Genomic DNA, 17,683 nt, shown 5'->3' with positions numbered 1-17,683 from the left:
GCCCCGGTCCAGGCCGTTCGAGGCTTGCCGGCGGGACAGCGGTTCAGGCGTCGATTTCGCGGCTGACATTCGAGACCAGCTTTCCGTCCCGCAGGGTGAGCTGGCGGCTGCATCTTGCCGCGACGCCTTCATCATGGGTGCAGATCAGGAAGGTGGCCCCGTCCTCGCGGTTCACTTCCCGCATCAGGGCCAGCACCCGTTCAGCCGACTCGCGATCCAGATTGCCGGTCGGCTCATCGGCGATGATCAGATCGGGACGGTTCATCAGGGCCCGTGCGATGGCGACGCGCTGCTTTTGACCGCCGGAAAGCCGGGTAGCGGGATAGTCGATGCGGTCCTCCAGCCCGACCCGGGTCAGGAGGTCCCGCGCACGCTCACGCATCTCGCGCGAGATGCCGCCGGCCGGGGCCGCGGCGGGAAAGGCGACGTTTTCCATGGCCGTAAAGTCGGGCAGCAGATGGTGGAACTGGAAGACAAATCCCAGTCGACGGTTTCGAAACAGGGCCCGCTGCCGTTCGGAGAAATCGTCGATCCGTTCGCCGCTGATCGTCAGGCTTCCGGCGGTGGGTCGCAAAAGCAGGCCGATGATCGACAGCAGGGTCGACTTGCCCGACCCCGAGGCCCCGAGCAGCGCCACGAGCTCTCCCTTGTCGAGGGTCAGGTCGATCCCGTTCAAGACCCGGGTTTCTTCGTCCCCGTTCTTGAACACCTTTTCGATGCCCAGGGCTTCCAGCACGCGGGTCATTGCTGGATGGCCTCCAGCGGGTCGACCTTCGAGGCCGCGCGCGCCGGGAGGATCGAGGCGATCACCGCTCCCAGCGTGGTCAGCACCAACGCCGCCACATAGCCGCCCCGCTCAGGCGCGATCGGCAGGACCGAGTCGCCGGCGGCGTTGGTAATGCCTTGCAGCCAGATGCAGAGACCATAGCCGGTGGCGCAACCCAGCAAGGCGCCCACCAGGCCGATCAGCAGCCCCTGGAGCAGGAAGACCCACAGGATGAAGGTTCCCGGCACGCCGAACGCGCGCATGATCCCCACCTCGCTGCGACGCCGATAGGCGGACAGCACAAGGGCGCTGGCTATGCCGATGATGATCGAGATCAGCGAAAAGACCTGGATCATGGAGCCGGTTCGGCCCTGGGCGACCAGGGCGCTCTCGAGGCTGGTGTTCTTCTCCTGCCAGGGTGTTGCGCGCAGGCTCGTGGCATCGGCGAGGAACCGCGCCATGGCGCGCGCCTGATTGGGATCCTTGAGTTTGACTTCGATATTGGTCACCCCGTCTGGCAGGACGAACAGGGGCCGTGCCGTTTGCAGCGACAGGAAGGCCACACGCTCGTCCAGGCTTTGCAGGCCCGTCCGGAAGACGCCCTTGATGGTGAGCTGGCGTTCGACGCCGCGCTCGGTCCGCAGCAGAATGGATTGGCCCGCACTGAGGCCCAGGTCTTCGGCCAGGCGCGCGCCGATCAGCAGGCCATCGGCGCCCAGATCGCCATCGCCGTCGATGATGCTGGGCGAAATCGGCGAGATCGCATCGATCCCCTGCGGGTCGACGCCGACGATCGAGACGGACCGGACCGCCTCGCTTTTCACCAGGACGGCGCTTCCCGTGATCTGGGGACTGATCGCCGACACCCTGGGGTCTGCCCGCAGGAGTTCGAGCACCATGGGCCAGTTGCGGATCTGCTGGCGCTGAAAAGTGGAGACCAGAGCCACGGATTCCACCGGCAGGTCTGCTCCTGCCAGGACCCGGGCAATGCGGGTCGGCGGCTCCAGGCTGACATGGGCGCTTTTGCCGGTCACCTGCTCGGTCAGCAGGATCGCCAGTCCGGCGATCAGGGCGGTGATGAACACGAAGACGGTCACCCCGATCGCGACGCCCGCCACCAGCAGCAGGGTCTGCGAGGGGTTTGACAGCAGATAGCGTCGGGCGACTTTCAGGGCGAACATGGCCTTAGCCGCCCGCCTTGGCCGCCAAAGGCTCGATGTGCGCGCCGGGCTTGGTCGAGGTCGGTTCCAGGACGACGCGGTCCCCGGCCTTCAATCCGCTTTCGACGATTGCCTGCACGGAGGGCCACCGCGCCACGGTGATCTTTCTGATCTCGACCAGATTGGCGGCGTTGACGACATAGACCTTGGGCGCGGCCGTGGCGTCCACGACGGCGCTGCGCGGCACGACGATCGCAGCCTGGCGCTGGTCAATGACGATGGTGACGTCGATCGAGCGACCTGGGGTCAGCGCCTGGCTGTCTTCGGCCGCCAGACGAACCGTTCGGCCGCCGGTGCTTGAATCGACCCGGGGCGAGACCTCGGTCACGCGGGCGGCAAAGATGCCGGGCGATCCTGACAGGGCCGCGCGAGCCGTTTGGCCGGCCGACAGGCGATCGGCATAGGCTTCCTCGACCTCGGCGCGGATCTCGACGCCCTTGGCCGAGCCCAGTTGAAACAGCGGCGCGCCCGCCGCCACCACCTGTCCATTGTCGATCGGACGAACCAGCACCACGCCGGCCATGGGCGCGCGAATGGTGAATTCCCGCGAGCGTTCGGTCGAGGCCCGCAGGCCGGCATCCGCTGCGGCGACATTGGCCTGGGCCGTCTCAAGGCTCGCCTTTGCGGCATCCAGAGCCGCCTTGGCGGCAAAGCCGCGCTCATGCAGGGTCCGGGTGCGCTGATAGACCAGCTGGGCTTCCTTGGCCTGGGCCCGTGCGGCGCGGGCGCGGGCGGCGTCGGCGTCGGTCTGGGCCTGTTCGACGGACGCCAGGATCACCGCCATCGGGTCACCGGGCAGAACCTGGTCGCCCTCGTCATGGAGCAGGCTGATGACCTGGCCCGGATTGGGCGAGGAGACCTGGATGAGCTCGGCCGGGCGGGCGCGACCGACCACCGACAAGGCCTGTTCGATGGTGCGGGGCTCGATCACAACGACCGCAACCTGTTGCGGCCGTCGCGAGACCAGGACCCACGCCGTCAGCGCAACCACCAGGGCCGCCGCAACGATGAAGAACCAGGGTCTTGGGATGGCGCGCATGATCAGAGCACTCGCGGAAGCAGGACGTGTCCTGCTCCTGCGCGTCCGGTCCCCGCATGGCAAGGTCCCAAATGGCCCGGCCGCCCTCGGCGGCGGATGCCCGCCTCCTGCAGAGCGGCCTTGGCTGCCGTCGAAAGCCCCCTAGTCGCGATCGTGACTGTGCGACTCCGTGCTCGTCGCCTCCACGCTCAGCGCCTCGCCATCCCCGCTCTGGAACCAGAACGGCGGCCGTTCCGGCTTGCCGGCCTCGTTCATCTTGCTGTCGAACACCCGGCCGTTGGCGATGGTGTAGGCAATGCTCGCCGTGTTGCGGATATCGGTCAGGGGGTTGGCGTCGAAGACCACCAGGTCGGCCAGCTTGCCGGGCTCCAGTGAGCCCAGGTCCTTGTCCAGACCCAGGGCGCGGGCCCCGTTCAGGCTGCCGGCCCGCAGGGCTTCCAGCGGGGTCATGCCGCCCTGGACGAAGCTCCACATTTCCCAGTGGGCGCCGAGGCCCTCGCGCTGGCCGTGGGCCCCGATCTGCACCGAGACGCCCAGGCGGTTGAGGCGGGTGGCCTCGCGGGCGACGGCGATGTGGTTGAGTTCGTTGTCGGGGGTCAGGACCGGGCGGCGGGCGCGGTTGTCGAGCAGGCGGCGGGGGACGTACTGCTGCAGGCGCGGATCGTCCCAGACCTTGGTGGCCTGGTACCAGTAGTTGTCGCCGGCATTGCCGCCGAAGGCCACCACCAGGGTCGGGGTATAGGCGACCCTGGTCTGGGGCCAGAGCTGAAGAACGTCAGCATACAGACGCTCCAGGGGGATCGAGTGTTCGATGGTGGTGTGGCCGTCGATGATCATCGACATGTTGGCCTGATACAGCGAGCCGCCTTCGGGCACGACCATCAGGCCCAGCTGGTTGGCGGCCTCGATGATCTGCTGGCGCTGGTCGCGGCGAGGCTGGTTGTAGCTCTTCACGCTCCAGGCCCCGACCGCCTTCATACGGCGCAGGTTGGAGAGGGCGTCGTCCAGGCTGTCGACCTTGGCGGTGAAGGGCGTGGTGGCGCCGTAGAGGATCGCGCCGGTCGAGAAGATGCGCGGGCCGACGACCTGGCCGGCCTTCTGCAGCTCGGAATGGGCGAAGATCTCGCTGGTGTCGTTGGACGGGTCGTGGAGCGTGGTGACGCCGAAGGCCAGGGCCGCATAATTGACCCAGCTGCGCTGCGGGATGATCTCGTCCGAGCCCATCGAGCCGTGCCAGTGGGCGTCGATCAGGCCCGGGGTGATGGTCTTGCCGGCCAGATCCATGACCTTGGCGTCCGCCGGGATCGTGACCGACCCCCGGGGACCGATGGCGGCGATGCGGGCGCCGTCCAGCACCACGACGCCGTCCTCGATGACCTCGTCGCCCTTCAGGGTGACCAGGCGGGCGCCGGTCAGGGCCAGCTTGCCGGCCGGCTTGAAGGCGGCCTGTTTGAAGCCCAGGTTGATGCCGGTCTCGGCGGGCTTGGGCAGTTCGGCGGGGGCGCCCTCGACGAAGCTGAAACTGTCCTTCAGGCCGCGGCTGTAGAGCTGCGGACCCAGGGCCCAGTTGAGGGTGGCGCTGTCGCCCGACCAGTGGATCCAGTCGCCGGCGTCGCGGGTCACCCGGGTCTGGGGCAGGGCCTTGCCGTCGGTGGCGACGCTGACGGCGCGCCCGGTCTTGGGGAAGGGCGCGACATAGGCGTTGAAGCGCTCGGTCCAGGCCACCCAGGCCTCGTCGGGCGAGACGGCGAACTCCGACGCGAATTCCGAAGTCAGGTGGGTGCGGGGCTCGTGACCGTTCAGGTCGAGCGACTTCAGGGCGGCCAGCTTGTCCTGGCGGCCGCTGAAATAGACCCGGTCATTGGCGGCGCCGAACTGCGGCATGGCCCCCTTGTCGCTGATCAGGCTCGCCTCGCCGCCGGCGGTGGCAACCCGATAGAGGCCGGGATTGCGGGTCCACAGGGTGCTGAGCAGCACGCCGTCGGTCGAGGCGCGATAGACGATGGTCTTGCCATCGGGGGAGAACACCGGCTCGACGAAGCGGCCGGGGTTTTTGTTGACCTTGCGGCCCTCGCCACCGACGGCCGGGATCACCCGGATCGAGCCCAGGTCCTCGTCGTTCCAAGTGGTGTAGACGATCGACTTTCCGTCGCGCGACCAGGCCGGATAGAGCTCGAAGTGGTCCGATTGCTTGGTCAGGCGGCGCGGGGCCCCGCTGGGCAGGTCGCGGATCCACAGATGGCCCAGGGCCTCGAACACCACCGTCTTGCCGTTGGGCGAGGTGCGGGCCCAGCGGATCATCTTGACGTCGAACTGCTCGGGCGCGACCTCGACCGGGAAGCGCACGGCCTCGCGGGCCTTGCGGGTGTCGGCGACGTGGAAGGGGATGTCGGTGACGGCGTGGGACCTGGCGTCGATCCTGCGGATCTTGCCGCCGGCCCAGACCACCAGCGATGCGCCGTCCGGCGTCCAGCTGATCGCCGGATAGACCCCGTGGATGGCCCAGGTCTCCTGCATGTCGCGGTCGAGATGGTCATAGACCTTGGTCTCGCGGCCCGAGGCGATGTCCATCACGTACAGGGTCGACTGGAAGCGCACCCGGCGGATGAAGGCCAGCGACTTGCCGTCGGGCGAGGGGGTGGGGCGGATCGCGCCGCCGGGCCCGCCCAGGAACTTCTTCACCTCGCCGGTCTCGCGGTCGAGGCGCTGGATGGCGTAGATCTCGGTGTTGGGGTCCTTGCTGTATTCGAACACCCCGCCTTCGGTGACGTCGTCGCTGAAATAGAGGTAGCGGCCGTCGGGCGAGAAGGCCGGCTCGCCTGAGTCCTTCTGCTGGGTGCGGCGCTCGGTCAGTTGCACGCCATTGCCGCCGGCGCGGTGATAGAGCCACATCTCGCCGGCCCCCAGCGAGCGGCTGGAGGTGAAGTGCTTGCGACCGACGATGTACTGGCCGTCGGGCGTCCAGTCGGGCTGGGACAGCAGGCGGAAGCTCTCGCTGGACACCGCCTTGGGATTGCCGCCATCGCGGTCCATGACCCACAGATTGTCGCCGCCGCCGCGATCCGAGGTGAAGGCGATCGACTTGCCGTCCGGCGAGTATTTCGGCTGCATATCCCAAGAGATGCCGCTGGCGATGTTCCTGGCCTCGCCGCCGGTGATCGGCAGGACATAGAGGTCGCCCATCAGGTCGAAGACGATTTCCTGGCCGTCGGGGCTGACGTCCAGCGACATCCACGAGCCTTCGGTGACGTCGAGCTTGAGGTCCTTGGTGTAGCCCGCCGGCGGATTGCGCACGTCCCATTTGGGCTTTTCAGCCTTGGCGGCCGCTTCGGGCGCGGGGGCGGATGTCTGGGCCAGGGCCGGAGCGGAGAGAACCAGGACGGCCGCAGTGGCCAACAGGACGCGCTTCATTTGGTGATTCTCCCTCGATCGCGGTGGAGAGTAGCGAAGCGCCGACCAAAGAAAACGCCCCCCGGTTTCCCGGAGGGCGCTGTTGTATCTTGTTGCTCCCCCCAGAGGGAGAGCAACTTGGCGCTTACGCCATGGCCTTCTTCAGGTTCTCGTCGATCTTGTCGAGGAAGCCCTCGGTGGTCAGCCACGACTGCTTGTCGCCGACCAGCAGGGCCAGGTCCTTGGTCATGAAGCCGCTTTCGACGGTGTCGACGCAGACCTTTTCGAGGGTCAGGGCGAAGGCGGCCAGTTCGGCGTTGTCGTCCAGCTTGGCGCGGTGGGCCAGGCCACGCGTCCAGGCGAAGATCGAGGCGATCGAGTTGGTCGAGGTGCTCTGGCCCTTCTGGTGCTGGCGATAGTGGCGGGTCACGGTGCCGTGGGCGGCCTCGGCTTCCACCGTCTTGCCGTCCGGGGTCATCAGCACCGAGGTCATCAGACCCAGCGAGCCGAAGCCCTGGGCCACGATGTCGGACTGCACGTCGCCGTCGTAGTTCTTGCACGCCCAGACATAGCCGCCCGACCACTTGAGGGCCGAGGCCACCATGTCGTCGATCAGGCGGTGCTCGTAGTGGATGCCGGCAGCCTTGAACTGGTCGGCATATTCGGCGTCGAAGATCTCCTGGAAGATGTCCTTGAAGCGGCCGTCATAGTATTTGAGGATGGTGTTCTTGGTCGACAGATAGACCGGATAGCCGCGGCCGAGGCCGTAGGCGAACGAGGCGTGCGCGAAGTCGCGGATCGACGCGTCGAGATTGTACATGCCCATGGCCACGCCGGCGCCGGGGGCCTGGTACACTTCGTGCTCGATGACCGCGCCGTCCTCGCCGACGAACTTCATCGTCAGGGTGCCCTTGCCGGGGAACAGGAAGTCGGTGGCCTTGTACTGGTCGCCGAACGCGTGACGGCCGACGATGATCGGCTGGGTCCAGCCGGGCACCAGGCGCGGCACATTCTGGCAGATGATCGGTTCGCGGAAGATCACGCCGCCCAGGATGTTGCGGATCGTGCCATTTGGCGACTTCCACATCTTCTTGAGCTTGAATTCCTCGACGCGTTGCTCGTCGGGAGTGATGGTGGCGCACTTGACGGCGACGCCGTGCTTCTTGGTGGCCTCGGCGGCGTCGATGGTCACCTGATCGTCGGTGGCGTCGCGGTTTTCGACCGAGAGGTCGTAATAGTCCAGTTCCAGGTCCAGATACGGGAAGATCAGCTTGTCCTTGATAAGCTTCCAGATAATCCGGGTCATTTCGTCGCCGTCCATGTCGACGACGGGGTTGGCGACTTTGATCTTGGCCATTGCGGGGTCTTTCCTCCGGCGGTGGCGCGACTGTGGCGATCTGGCGCACAGGGCCAGGTCGCGGGCGCGGACGGGCTGGCTATAGACTGTTGCGCGGCAAGGGAAAAGCCGATCGGTGGAATGGCGTATCTTCAGGGGCTGTTAGGAGACCGGGGCCTTTATGGATAACAAGGATCTTCTGGCGGAGATCGGTAGGAACTGACCGGGCGTGCGCAGCCTTCTGCCTAAAACGGAAATGACCTCGCCCCTGGCGCGGCGCCTGCTGGCGATCGTCGCGGTGCTGTCGATCGCCGTCACCGGCGTTGCGACCGCCGTGGCCTTTGTTTTTGTGCAGAAGAGCGCGGCCGATACCCAGATGCGGCACCTGGCCGAATATGTCGGCGAGCGGGTGAAGACCGAGGATCGGCTGTTTTCCAATCTCGTCAAGGTTCACGGGGCCGCCAGCCTGGCCCTCACCCAGCGCCTGGAAAACCGCGACTCTTCTGCGACCAGGACCGAGTTTGACACCCTGTTTCCGCAGTATGGCGACGGCACCCGACGCACGGCGCCGGGTCTTTATGACGGCGGCCGGACGGGACCCCATTTCGTCTACGGCATCGGCGGCTTTCTGAAGGCGGCCGACCAGATGGATCCCGACGAAAAGGCCTTGTTTGTCTCGGCCCTGGAGGTGGTGGCCAATACGGGCGAGAGTCAGATGGGCCAGTACGACAACTTCTATTTCCTGACGCCGCAAACGCGGATGGTGATGTTCGGCCCCAAGCGGCCCGACAAGCTGATCTATTATCGCCAGAATGCGCCGCCGACCCTGGATATTGCCGGGGAAGAGATGACCCAGATTGCCCTGCCGGCCAACAATCCTGGCCGGACCATGAAGTGCACCAAGCTTCGCCGGCTGATCTCCGATCCCAAGAGCCGGGGCCTGAATGCAGCCTGTGTGACCCCGGTCTATTTCAAGGACCGGTTCATGGGGGCCTGGGGCACCACCCTGTCCCTGGATTCCTATCTGCTGCGCGCCGTCGGCGACGCCCTGCCGGGCGGGACCAATATGATCGTCTCCAATGACGGTGAACTGATCGCCGCACCCGGCCTGGCGCGCAACGGCGTGGTCGAGATTGCGCGCCTGCGCGAGTTCGAGGCGCGGGAACAGATCAGCGAGGTGATGCGCCAGATTCGCGGTACCGGCCGCGATATCGGGGCGATCCGCGACGCGCGCAGCGACAGAGTGGTCGCCTATGGGCGGCTAAAGGAGCCCAACTGGTGGTTCCTGATGACCTTCCCGTCCAATGACGTGGTGCTGTCTTCGATCCAGACCGCATCCTGGGTGCTGCTGTTTGGCGTGCTGGGCGTGATGGTTCAGGTGATGCTGCTGTATCGGGTGATCAGCCGCGAACTGGCCTGGCCGCTCAACGTCCTGGCCAAGGCCGAGCGCGGGGGCGATCACGATCAGGCGCTTGGCGTCGAGGCCCGTCAGGATGAAATCGGCGAGCTGGCGCGCACCCTGCGGCAGCAGCGCGAGGGCAATGAAGAGCTGCTCCGCAGTCTCGAGGACCGGGTGGCCGAGCGGACGGCCGAGCTGGAGCGCGCCAACCGGGCCAAGTCCGTCTTCCTGGCCAATATGAGCCACGAGCTGCGCACGCCGCTGAATGGCGTCATCGCCATCGGCGACCGCCTGGTCGAGGAGGAAAATCCCCAGGTCCGTCGCGAGCTGGCCGAACTGGTCACCTCATCGGGCCGACTGCTGGAACAGGTGCTGGGCGACATCCTGGATGTCTCGAAGATCGAGGCCGGCCAGTTCCATCTCAACCCCGCGTCCTTCCACCTGGATCGCCTGGTGCGCGGCATGGCCGAATTGCACGCCGCCGTCGCCCAGGCCAAGGGTCTGGACTTTTCCTGGTCGATCGCGCCGGAGGCGTCTGGCTGCTATCTGGGCGACTCCGGGCGGATCAGCCAGATCCTCTCCAACCTGCTGGCCAATGCGGTCAAGTTCACGGCGCAGGGCTCGATTGTCCTGACCGTCGAGCGCCCGGATGAGCGACTGGTCTTCACCGTGGCCGACACCGGGGTGGGTTTCGATGACACGGTGCGCGAGCGGCTGTTCAAGCGCTTCGTCCAGGCCGACCAGTCGATTACCCGTCAGTTTGGCGGCACGGGGCTGGGGCTGTCGATCTCGGCCGCCCTGGCCGAGATGATGGGCGGTAGAATCGACGCGCGGGCGGTGGTCGGATCGGGCGCCACCTTCTCGGTCGAGTTGCCTCTTCCGCCCTGCCAGGGCGAGGCGCTGGACGCGAGTCGGGAGGGCCAGGAGGAGATTTCGCTGCAGGGCCTGACCGTGCTGGTCGCCGAGGACCATCCCACCAACCGCAAGGTCGTCGAGGTGGTGCTGGAGCCGTTCGGCGTCGATCTGACCATGGTCGAGGACGGCGCGGCCGCCCTGGCGGAGGCGATGAACCAGAGCTTCGACGCCATCCTGATGGACATGCAGATGCCGGTCATGGACGGCTTGACCGCCACCCGCGCTATCCGGGCGCATGAAGTGGCGCAGGGCCTGCCGCCGGTGCTGATCATCATGTTGACCGCCAACGCCATGGAGGAGCACATCGCCTCGGCCAAGGCGGCAGGCGCGGACCTTCACCTGGCCAAGCCGCTGCATCCAGCCTTGCTGCTGGAAGCCCTGGCCGGCGTGCGCAACAGCGTCGCGGTTGATACGGTCAGCGTGGCGGGGTAGGGGATCCCGTATTCCGATCAGCGAGGGTTGGCCGGGACAGCCTGCGGCCGGGAATTTTTTCGATTGCCCCTCTTGAATGGGCCTTGCGGCTGCATAGCTTTATTGGGCGGGCCGGGCCCCTCTGACGAGTGAATGCAAGCATTCGTGATGTCGGACCGCATCGGGTGTTCTCGATGTCTGGGTCCGGTGTCCCCCACCCCCCCCTCGGTCCGGATTTAGCGTCGGGAACACCCATCCGGTCTGGATAGGGAAATGCCAAATGCCGCTACTGATGTGCCCCAACTGCGATGGCTCGATGCAGGCCGTGAACCGCGCCGGCGTCGAGTTCGACATGTGCCCCAAGTGCCGGGGCGTGTGGCTGGATCGCGGCGAGCTTGAAAAGCTGATGGCCCTGGAGCGCGAGGACGCCGCCGGCCAGGCCGCGCCGCCGCCGCCGCGTCAGCAGGCGCCGTATCAGGCTCCGCCGCAGCAGCAGCAGCACTACGCTCCGCCGCCGCGCTACGAAGAGCCCAGACGCTACAAGGATGACGATGATCGTCATCGCTATGGCCAACAGGGCCACTACAAGAAGAAGAAGGGTTTTGATCTCTTCGACATCTTCGACTGATGAAAGAGCCATGAACCACGTCAAGACCTACATGTTGCTGGCCGGCCTGACCGCTTTGTTCATGGCGGCCGGCTTCATGATCGGCGGCGCCACGGGCATGCTGATCGCCCTGGTCTTCGCCATCGGCCTGAACGCGTTCTCGTACTGGAACGCTGACAAGATCGTGCTGAAGACCTATGGCGCGGTCGAGGTCGACGAGACTCACCCTGACCGCCGCATCCGCGACTATGCCATCGACGTCCACGCCATGGCCGAGCGGGCCGGCTTGCCGCGTCCGCGGGTCTGCGTGATGGAGAACGACCAGCCCAACGCCTTCGCCACAGGCCGTGATCCGCAGCATGCCGCCGTGGCCGCCACGACAGGCCTGCTGGCCATGCTGGACCGCGACGAGATCGCCGGCGTCATGGCCCATGAACTGGCCCATGTGAAGAACCGCGACACCCTGACCATGACGGTGACGGCCACCATCGCCGGCGCCATCTCGGCCCTGGCCAATTTTGGGCTGTTCTTCGGCGGTTCGCGCGACGAGGACCGTCCCGGCGGCATGCTCGGCGCGATCGCCGTCGCCATCCTGGCGCCGATCGCCGCCATGCTGGTGCAGATGGCCATCAGCCGCTCGCGCGAATACGAAGCCGACCGGGTCGGCGCCCAGATCGGTGGCGACCCCGCCGCCCTGGCCCGCGCCCTGCAGAAGATCGAGGCCTATGCCCGCGGCGGCGCGGTGAACCACGCGGCCGAGCGCAATCCTGCCACGGCCCACATGTTCATCATCAATCCGCTGAACGGCAGCGGGGCCGACAACCTGTTCTCGACCCACCCGGCCACCCACAACCGCGTCGAGGCCCTGCTGGCCCTGGGCGTGGGGCAGGGGATGCGCGCCCGGCGCGTGGGCACGGCCGTGCCGGTCAGCACGCCGCGCCGGACGGGGCCCTGGAGCTAGTTAGCGTCCAAGAATGGCGTTGCGCTGGCGGTCTCCGTCCTGAAGGATCAGGGTCATAGACGCCCTCCAGGATCGCACCGCCGTCCATGCCGCCATCCCGTCGATCCCTGCTGGTTTGCGGCGTGGCCCTTGTCGTCGCGGGCTGCGCCACGACACCCAGGCTTCTGGCGTCCGAGGTCACATGGCCCGAGCTGGAGCCTGTGGCCGTGACGGCCGACCGTCACGGCCTGACGGTGCGCGTGGCCTCGAAAGGCTGCGTCGCCAAGGCTGACTTTGTGTTCCGACTGGATCGCGGCGCCGGCGGGACGGTGCTAGCCTTCGCGCGGCGACGGCTGGAGACCTGCCGGTTTGGCGAGGCGGGGGTGGTCGACCTCGTGTTCAGCTATGAGGCGCTGGGCCTAAGGCGCGGGGAGCGGTTCGAGGTGGCTAACCCTTCGCGCTGAACCGCTCGACCATCCAGTCCATTACCCGCGCGGGGCGTCGGGCGGCGACGTCGATCAGCACCCAGTCGGTGCGGCTCTGGGCGCACATCTCGCCGTCGGGGCCGTCGATGCGGACATAGCGCTCGAAGCGCGGACCCTTCAGCTCGCCGACCCAGGTGTAGCCGGTGGCGATCTCGTCCAGCCTTAGCTCGCGGCGGTAGTCGATCTCGTGGCGGCGCGCCACCCAGCTCCAGCCGGCCCGTTCCTCGGGCGTGGTCCGGGCTTCCCAGTGGGCGATGGCCAGATCCTGGGCCCAGGCCAGATAGACAACGTTGTTGACGTGCTCATTGGCGTCGATGTCCGACGCCGTGGGCGTGAAGGTCATCGAGAAGGCGTTGGCGGCGGGCTGGAAAACCCGGCTCACGCCGCGATTAGGCCCTGCTCGGTCAGTAGCGTCTTCAGTTCGCCCGACTGGAACATCTCGCGGACGATGTCGCTGCCGCCGATGAACTCACCCTTCACATAGAGCTGGGGAATGGTCGGCCAGTCGGTGAAGGTCTTGACGCCCTGGCGCAGGTCGTCGTCCTGCAGCACGTCGACACCGATGAACTCGACGCCCAGATGGTCGAGGATCTGCACCGAAACGGCCGAGAAGCCGCAGCGCGGCTGGTCGGGAACGCCCTTCATGAACAGCACCACGGCGTGGTCGGTCACGGTCTTGGCGATGAAGTCGAGGGCGGGGGAGGAGGCGGCGTCAGTCATGGCGGGTAGATCCTTGCAAGTCCCTTCAGCTAGGCGCCGCATGTCCCCGGGTCAAGAGCCGGCGCTATCGCTGGCCGGCGGCGCGTTCGCGTTCCTGCGCCGAAAAGCGCGCCATTTCGATCTGGGCGCAGACGCCGTTGGGCAGGTCGCGCTCGACCACGGCGGCCAGGCGTTCGACCTCGGCCTGGGTGTCGGCGGTGATCTGCACCGTGGCCAGCGAGGGCTCGGTCAGGGCGTAGCCCAGGCAGATCTCCTCGGCGCTCCAGCCCTGGGTGCCCGTCAGGAAGTCATAGCCGCCGACATCGGCCAGCGGATCGCTGCGACGCCGCCACAGCGAGGGCTTCTGGAAAAGGGGCTTGGCGCCCATGTCGCGCAGGGCCTGGGGCCAGAAGTCTTCACCGATCACCGCCAGGTTCTGGCTGACGGCGGCGCGGACGCGATTGCGCTCGGCCCAGCCCGACGACAGGTTGAACGGCGACGACAGGGCGGTGACCAAGCCAGAGCCGGTCAGCGCCGGATCCACGTCGCCCCGGCTGGCCACGCCCAGGCCCCGGATGGCTCGCCCCTGGTGCAGGGTGCGAAGCACATCGCCGGCGGCGGCCGGCAGGTCAGGACCCAGCGGGTCGTTGAGCAGCACCAGGTCCAGATAGTCCAGACCAAGCTCATCGAAGGCCGAAGCCATCATGGTTTCGACGACTGCGGCGGTGAACTGGCCGGCCTCTTCGCGCACTCGCCAGGTCAGGAACAGCAGTCGCCGATCGACCGAGGCGAAGGCTTCGGCCGCGCCCTGTAGCAAGGGCGCCGAGGCGCCGTCGATCTGGAAGCTGTTAATCCCGTTCTCGATGGCCGTGTAGATCAGGGCCCGCCACTCGCTGGCGCGCAGGCGCGACTGGTCGGACAGGCGAAGGGTGATCGCCGAAACCGTCATGCCCGAATTGCCGAACGGCCGGTAAAGCACGGCTAGTCGGCCAGGTCCGCGGGCGGCGCCGCCGTTTCGAGCGCCAGGGCGTGCAAGGTCCCACCCAGCACATCGGCCAGGGCGCGATTGACCATCTGGTGCTGTTTGACCCGGTTGAGACCCCGGAAAGCGGGCGACACGATGCGCGCCTTGTAGTGGTCGCCGTCGCCGGCCAGATCGGTCAGCACGATCTCGGCGTCGGGGAAGGCGGCGTGCAGGCGGCCTTCGAGGTCGGCGGGAGACATGGGCACGGGAGGAAAGCTCCAATCCTTGAAAGGTTGTATGCCCCGGAAGTCTTAAGAACGGGCGTACGGCAGACGATAGGGCGGCTTTTGGCCACAGGCAGGGTTAAGGTGATTTAACTCCCTCTGGAAGCCGTCTGCAGGCATAGGGACGGCATGATTCAGGTTCTCGCTCCGCGCCTCCGCCTTCTGGCCCTGATTTTCGCCCTGGGCGCCGCCGCCCCGGTCAGCGCCGCAACGCCGGGCGCCATGGCGCTGGACGATGTCCGCATCCTGTCGGACGACGCCATGCAGGGCCGCGCGCCGGGCACCCCGGGCTCGGCGCTCGCGCGGGCGCACATCCTCAAGCGCTTTGGCGAGATCGGCCTGTCGCCCATCGGCGCCAGCTTCGAGCAGCCGTTCAGCTTCACCCGTCGCGACGGGACTAAGGTGGACGCCATCAATCTGGTGGCCCGCATTCCCGGAACTGCAGGTGACGGCAAGGCCATCGTGGTCTCGGCTCACTATGACCATCTGGGCGTGCGGGGCGGCGAGATCTTCAACGGCGCCGACGACAACGCCTCGGGCGTGGCCGGCCTGCTGGCCGTCGCCGAAGCCTTCAAGGCCAGTCCGCCCCGGCACGATGTGATCCTGGCGGTGGTCGACGCCGAAGAGGGCGGTCTGCGCGGGGCCCACGCCTTCGTCGCCAATCCGCCCGTGCCGCTGTCGACGATCGCCCTGAACATCAATTTCGACATGCTGAGCAAGAACCCGAAAAACGAGCTCTATGTCAGCGGCGCCTCGCCGTTTCCGGCGCTGAAGCCGATCCTTGACAAGGTGGCGGCGACCGCGCCGGTCAGCCTGAAGCTGGGCCACGACACCGACGCCGACGGCGCGCAGAACAACTGGACCAGCCAGTCTGACCACTACGCTTTCGCCATAAAAGGCGTGCGGTGGCTCTATTTCGGGGTCGAGGATCATCCCGAATATCACAAGAGCACCGACGACTTCGCCACGATCCCGCAGGACTTCTTCAAGCGCTCGGTCGCCACCGTGGTCGCCGCGAGCCTGGCGCTGGACCGGGATCTGGACACCCTGCAGCCCGCGCACTGATCGGCCCAAATGGCGCGGCGGATTGCCACCCCTGTTGGCAACTCGGGCCATCTCAACTTAAGTTCTGCCAAGCCTGCTGGAATTCTAAAAGGATTCGCCGAGATCGACCGGTCCATGCTGCGCGGTACGATAGTCAGAACTCTCTGGACGGTCGCCCTCGTCGTGGGCGTCGCCATGGCGCTGGACTATGTGGTCAATATCCTGGTCCTGCATGCCCCGGCCGCCTACTCGCCGCTTGCCACGTTCCTGATCTCCACGATGATCGCCACTCCGCTGGCCTTTTCCATCGGTCGACAGCGCGAGGGTCTGCTGCGGCTGGAGATGGACCTGTCCAGCAGCCTGGCGGCCAAGCAGTTGGCGATCGATGAGGCCGAGCGTCGGCGGGCCGAGGCCGAGGACGCCCTGGAGCGCTTGCGGGAAAGCGACCGGCTTTACCGGCTCCTGTCCGAGAATCTGACGGACAACATCAATCTGTGGTCCCGGTCCGGCGAGCGTCTCTACATGTCGCCGTCCATTGAGCGGCTGACCGGCTTTACCGTCGAGGAATGGCAGACCCTGCCGCCGGAGGCGATGACCAGTCCTGAGGATTATGAGGCTGTTCAGGCCCTGGTGCGAACCCTGGTTCCCGGCGGCGAATCCAAGATTTACGAGTACGAGAGCGCCCGTAAGGACGGCACGCCGATCTGGTTTGAGAGCACCTACAAGCGGGTGGCCGGCGCCGAGCGCGAACTGCTGGTGACGACGCGCGATGTCACCGAGCGCAAGACGCTGGAACTGGAACTGACCCACGCCCTGGAGTTGGCCCAGACGGCGGCTGCGGCCAAGTCCGACTTCCTGGCCAACATGACCCATGAGCTGCGTACGCCGCTCAATGCCATTATCGGCTTTGCCGGGGTCCTGCGCGGGTCCAGCACCCTGTCGGAGCGAGATGCGCGGCATGTGGGGCTGATCCAGGACGCCAGCAACACCCTTCTCAACGTCGTCAATGACGTGCTCGACTTCTCGAGGCTGGAGGCTGGCGGCGTCGAGCTGGATCCGCAGCCCTTCGATCCGCTGGTCATGGTCGCCTCGTGCGCCGCCCTGATCAAGGGCCAGGCCGAGGCCAAGGGGCTGGTCCTCGCGGTTTCGGCCCCTGATCATCTGTCGGCCATGCAGGCCGATGCGCCCCGTCTGACCCAGGTGCTGCTCAATCTCCTGTCCAACGCGGTGAAATTCACCAATACCGGCCAGGTCACGGTGATCGTGAACCAGGTTCTGGCCGACGGCGAGGGTGTGCTGCGGGTCGAGGTGCGCGACACCGGAATCGGGATCGCCAGCCAACAGCTGGACAACGTCTTTGACCGGTTTTCCCAGGCCGATGCGGCGGTGTCGCGAAGGTTTGGCGGCACGGGCCTTGGGCTGGCCATTTCGCGCCGGATCATCGAGCAGATGGACGGCGAGATCGGTGTCGACAGCCGCGAGGGCGAAGGCTCGTGCTTCTGGTTCGAGATCCGTGCGCCCCTGTGCGATCTGGCGCCGGAAGCCCCGATGGAAGATCCTGTGACCCCTGATCCGCTGCAGGCCGCCCGCCTTCTGCTGGTCGAGGACAACGCCGTCAATCGCGAGCTGATCCGCATCATGCTCGAGCCTTTCGGCATCAAGGTGGACACGGCCAATGACGGCGTCGCGGGCGTCGAGGCGCTGCGCCAGGGAAGCTACGACCTGGTGCTGATGGATATCCAGATGCCGGGTATGGACGGCCTGACCGCCACCCGGCGCATCCGGGCCATGACCGACGCTCCCGGCTCACGCACCCCGATCATCGCCATGACCGCCAATGTCCTGCCCGAGCAGGTGGCCAATTGCATCGCCGCCGGGATGGACGATCATCTGGGCAAGCCGATCAATCCGTCCAGGCTGCTTGAAGCCATCGCCCGCTGGTCGGGGCGCGTCCATCCCGAGGTGGTGGCCGGCTAATACCAACGGCCGTTGATCCTGACCTCAGAGGGTCCAAATCTGAAAACATGCCGTCACCCCGGGACTTGTTCCCGGGGCCCGTGGGTCGCTTCCTCGTGAGAGTTCTATTCTGCGCCGCGCCTGCGGTTGCACAATGGGCCCCGGGAACAAGTCCCGGGGTGACGAGGATATAGAGCGCGAGGAGTCGAGCTCAGCGGCGCTTGGTAA

Annotated in this window: 15 protein-coding genes; 6 read left to right on the top strand and 9 right to left on the bottom strand. The window is 66.6% G+C overall.

From position 1 onward, the window contains the following. Positions 1 to 43: 43 nt before the first annotated feature. The 5 genes from ACW176_RS19350 to ACW176_RS19330 all read right to left on the bottom strand — a co-directional run bounded on the left by ACW176_RS19350 (position 44) and on the right by ACW176_RS19330 (position 7,772). The gene (locus ACW176_RS19350; RefSeq protein ID WP_492110289.1) at positions 44 to 745 is read right to left on the bottom strand and encodes an ABC transporter ATP-binding protein; all 702 of its coding nucleotides are present in this window, start codon (positions 743 to 745) and stop codon (positions 44 to 46) included. Further along, on the bottom strand, positions 742 to 1,947 hold the full coding sequence (locus tag ACW176_RS19345) for an ABC transporter permease (RefSeq protein ID WP_492110288.1): 1,206 nt from the start codon (positions 1,945 to 1,947) through the stop codon (positions 742 to 744). The genes ACW176_RS19350 and ACW176_RS19345 overlap by 4 nt, the downstream gene beginning before the upstream one ends. Positions 1,948 to 1,951: 4 nt before the next feature. Next, complete coding sequence (locus ACW176_RS19340) at positions 1,952 to 3,025, bottom strand: efflux RND transporter periplasmic adaptor subunit (RefSeq protein ID WP_492110287.1); 1,074 nt, start codon at positions 3,023 to 3,025, stop codon at positions 1,952 to 1,954. Positions 3,026 to 3,166: 141 nt separating this feature from the next. After that, on the bottom strand, positions 3,167 to 6,436 hold the full coding sequence (locus ACW176_RS19335) for an amidohydrolase family protein (RefSeq protein WP_492110286.1): 3,270 nt from the start codon (positions 6,434 to 6,436) through the stop codon (positions 3,167 to 3,169). A 124-nt stretch (positions 6,437 to 6,560) separates the two neighbouring features. After that, the gene (locus ACW176_RS19330; protein WP_492110285.1) at positions 6,561 to 7,772 is read right to left on the bottom strand and encodes an NADP-dependent isocitrate dehydrogenase; all 1,212 of its coding nucleotides are present in this window, start codon (positions 7,770 to 7,772) and stop codon (positions 6,561 to 6,563) included. Between the two features lie 235 nt (positions 7,773 to 8,007). On the opposite strand from ACW176_RS19330, the gene ACW176_RS19325 reads away from it, so the two are divergent. The 4 genes from ACW176_RS19325 (at position 8,008) to ACW176_RS19310 (ending at position 12,487) form a co-directional block, all read left to right on the top strand. After that, entirely contained in the window at positions 8,008 to 10,497 is a 2,490-nt protein-coding gene (locus tag ACW176_RS19325; RefSeq protein ID WP_492110284.1) for an ATP-binding protein, read from the top strand. 259 nt (positions 10,498 to 10,756) lie between these two features. Beyond that, complete coding sequence (locus ACW176_RS19320) at positions 10,757 to 11,104, top strand: TFIIB-type zinc ribbon-containing protein (protein WP_419320857.1); 348 nt, start codon at positions 10,757 to 10,759, stop codon at positions 11,102 to 11,104. 10 nt (positions 11,105 to 11,114) lie between these two features. Next, entirely contained in the window at positions 11,115 to 12,044 is a 930-nt protein-coding gene (gene htpX / locus ACW176_RS19315) for a zinc metalloprotease HtpX (RefSeq protein WP_492110283.1), read from the top strand. A gap of 86 nt (positions 12,045 to 12,130) precedes the next feature. Further along, positions 12,131 to 12,487, top strand: a complete 357-nt coding sequence (locus ACW176_RS19310) for a hypothetical protein (RefSeq protein ID WP_492110282.1) — start codon at positions 12,131 to 12,133, stop codon at positions 12,485 to 12,487. On the opposite strand, the gene ACW176_RS19305 is transcribed toward ACW176_RS19310, so the two are convergent. The 4 genes from ACW176_RS19305 to ACW176_RS19290 all read right to left on the bottom strand — a co-directional run bounded on the left by ACW176_RS19305 (position 12,471) and on the right by ACW176_RS19290 (position 14,437). After that, positions 12,471 to 12,890, bottom strand: a complete 420-nt coding sequence (locus tag ACW176_RS19305; protein WP_492110281.1) for an acyl-CoA thioesterase — start codon at positions 12,888 to 12,890, stop codon at positions 12,471 to 12,473. The genes ACW176_RS19310 and ACW176_RS19305 overlap by 17 nt on opposite strands. Continuing rightward, entirely contained in the window at positions 12,887 to 13,228 is a 342-nt protein-coding gene (gene grxD, locus ACW176_RS19300) for a Grx4 family monothiol glutaredoxin (RefSeq protein ID WP_492110280.1), read from the bottom strand. Before grxD ends, ACW176_RS19305 begins: the two co-directional genes overlap by 4 nt. A 64-nt stretch (positions 13,229 to 13,292) precedes the next feature. Then, positions 13,293 to 14,156 carry an aldo-keto reductase family protein gene (locus tag ACW176_RS19295; RefSeq protein WP_492110279.1) on the bottom strand — a complete coding sequence of 288 codons (864 nt, stop codon included), beginning with the start codon at positions 14,154 to 14,156 and terminating at the stop codon, positions 13,293 to 13,295. A 32-nt stretch (positions 14,157 to 14,188) separates the two neighbouring features. Beyond that, complete coding sequence (locus ACW176_RS19290; RefSeq protein WP_419320864.1) at positions 14,189 to 14,437, bottom strand: BolA/IbaG family iron-sulfur metabolism protein; 249 nt, start codon at positions 14,435 to 14,437, stop codon at positions 14,189 to 14,191. A 147-nt stretch (positions 14,438 to 14,584) separates the two neighbouring features. Between ACW176_RS19290 and ACW176_RS19285 the strand changes: the two genes are divergently transcribed. Together ACW176_RS19285 and ACW176_RS19280 are read left to right on the top strand one after the other, a co-directional pair. Further along, the gene (locus ACW176_RS19285; RefSeq protein WP_492110278.1) at positions 14,585 to 15,520 is read left to right on the top strand and encodes a M20/M25/M40 family metallo-hydrolase; all 936 of its coding nucleotides are present in this window, start codon (positions 14,585 to 14,587) and stop codon (positions 15,518 to 15,520) included. A 114-nt stretch (positions 15,521 to 15,634) separates the two neighbouring features. Continuing rightward, positions 15,635 to 17,476 carry a PAS domain-containing hybrid sensor histidine kinase/response regulator gene (locus tag ACW176_RS19280; RefSeq protein WP_492110277.1) on the top strand — a complete coding sequence of 614 codons (1,842 nt, stop codon included), beginning with the start codon at positions 15,635 to 15,637 and terminating at the stop codon, positions 17,474 to 17,476. Positions 17,477 to 17,683: the final 207 nt, after the last annotated feature.

This window comes from Caulobacter sp. FV1ye13L (assembly GCF_058681155.1).
This window is presented reverse-complemented; position numbering and strand designations above follow the sequence as displayed.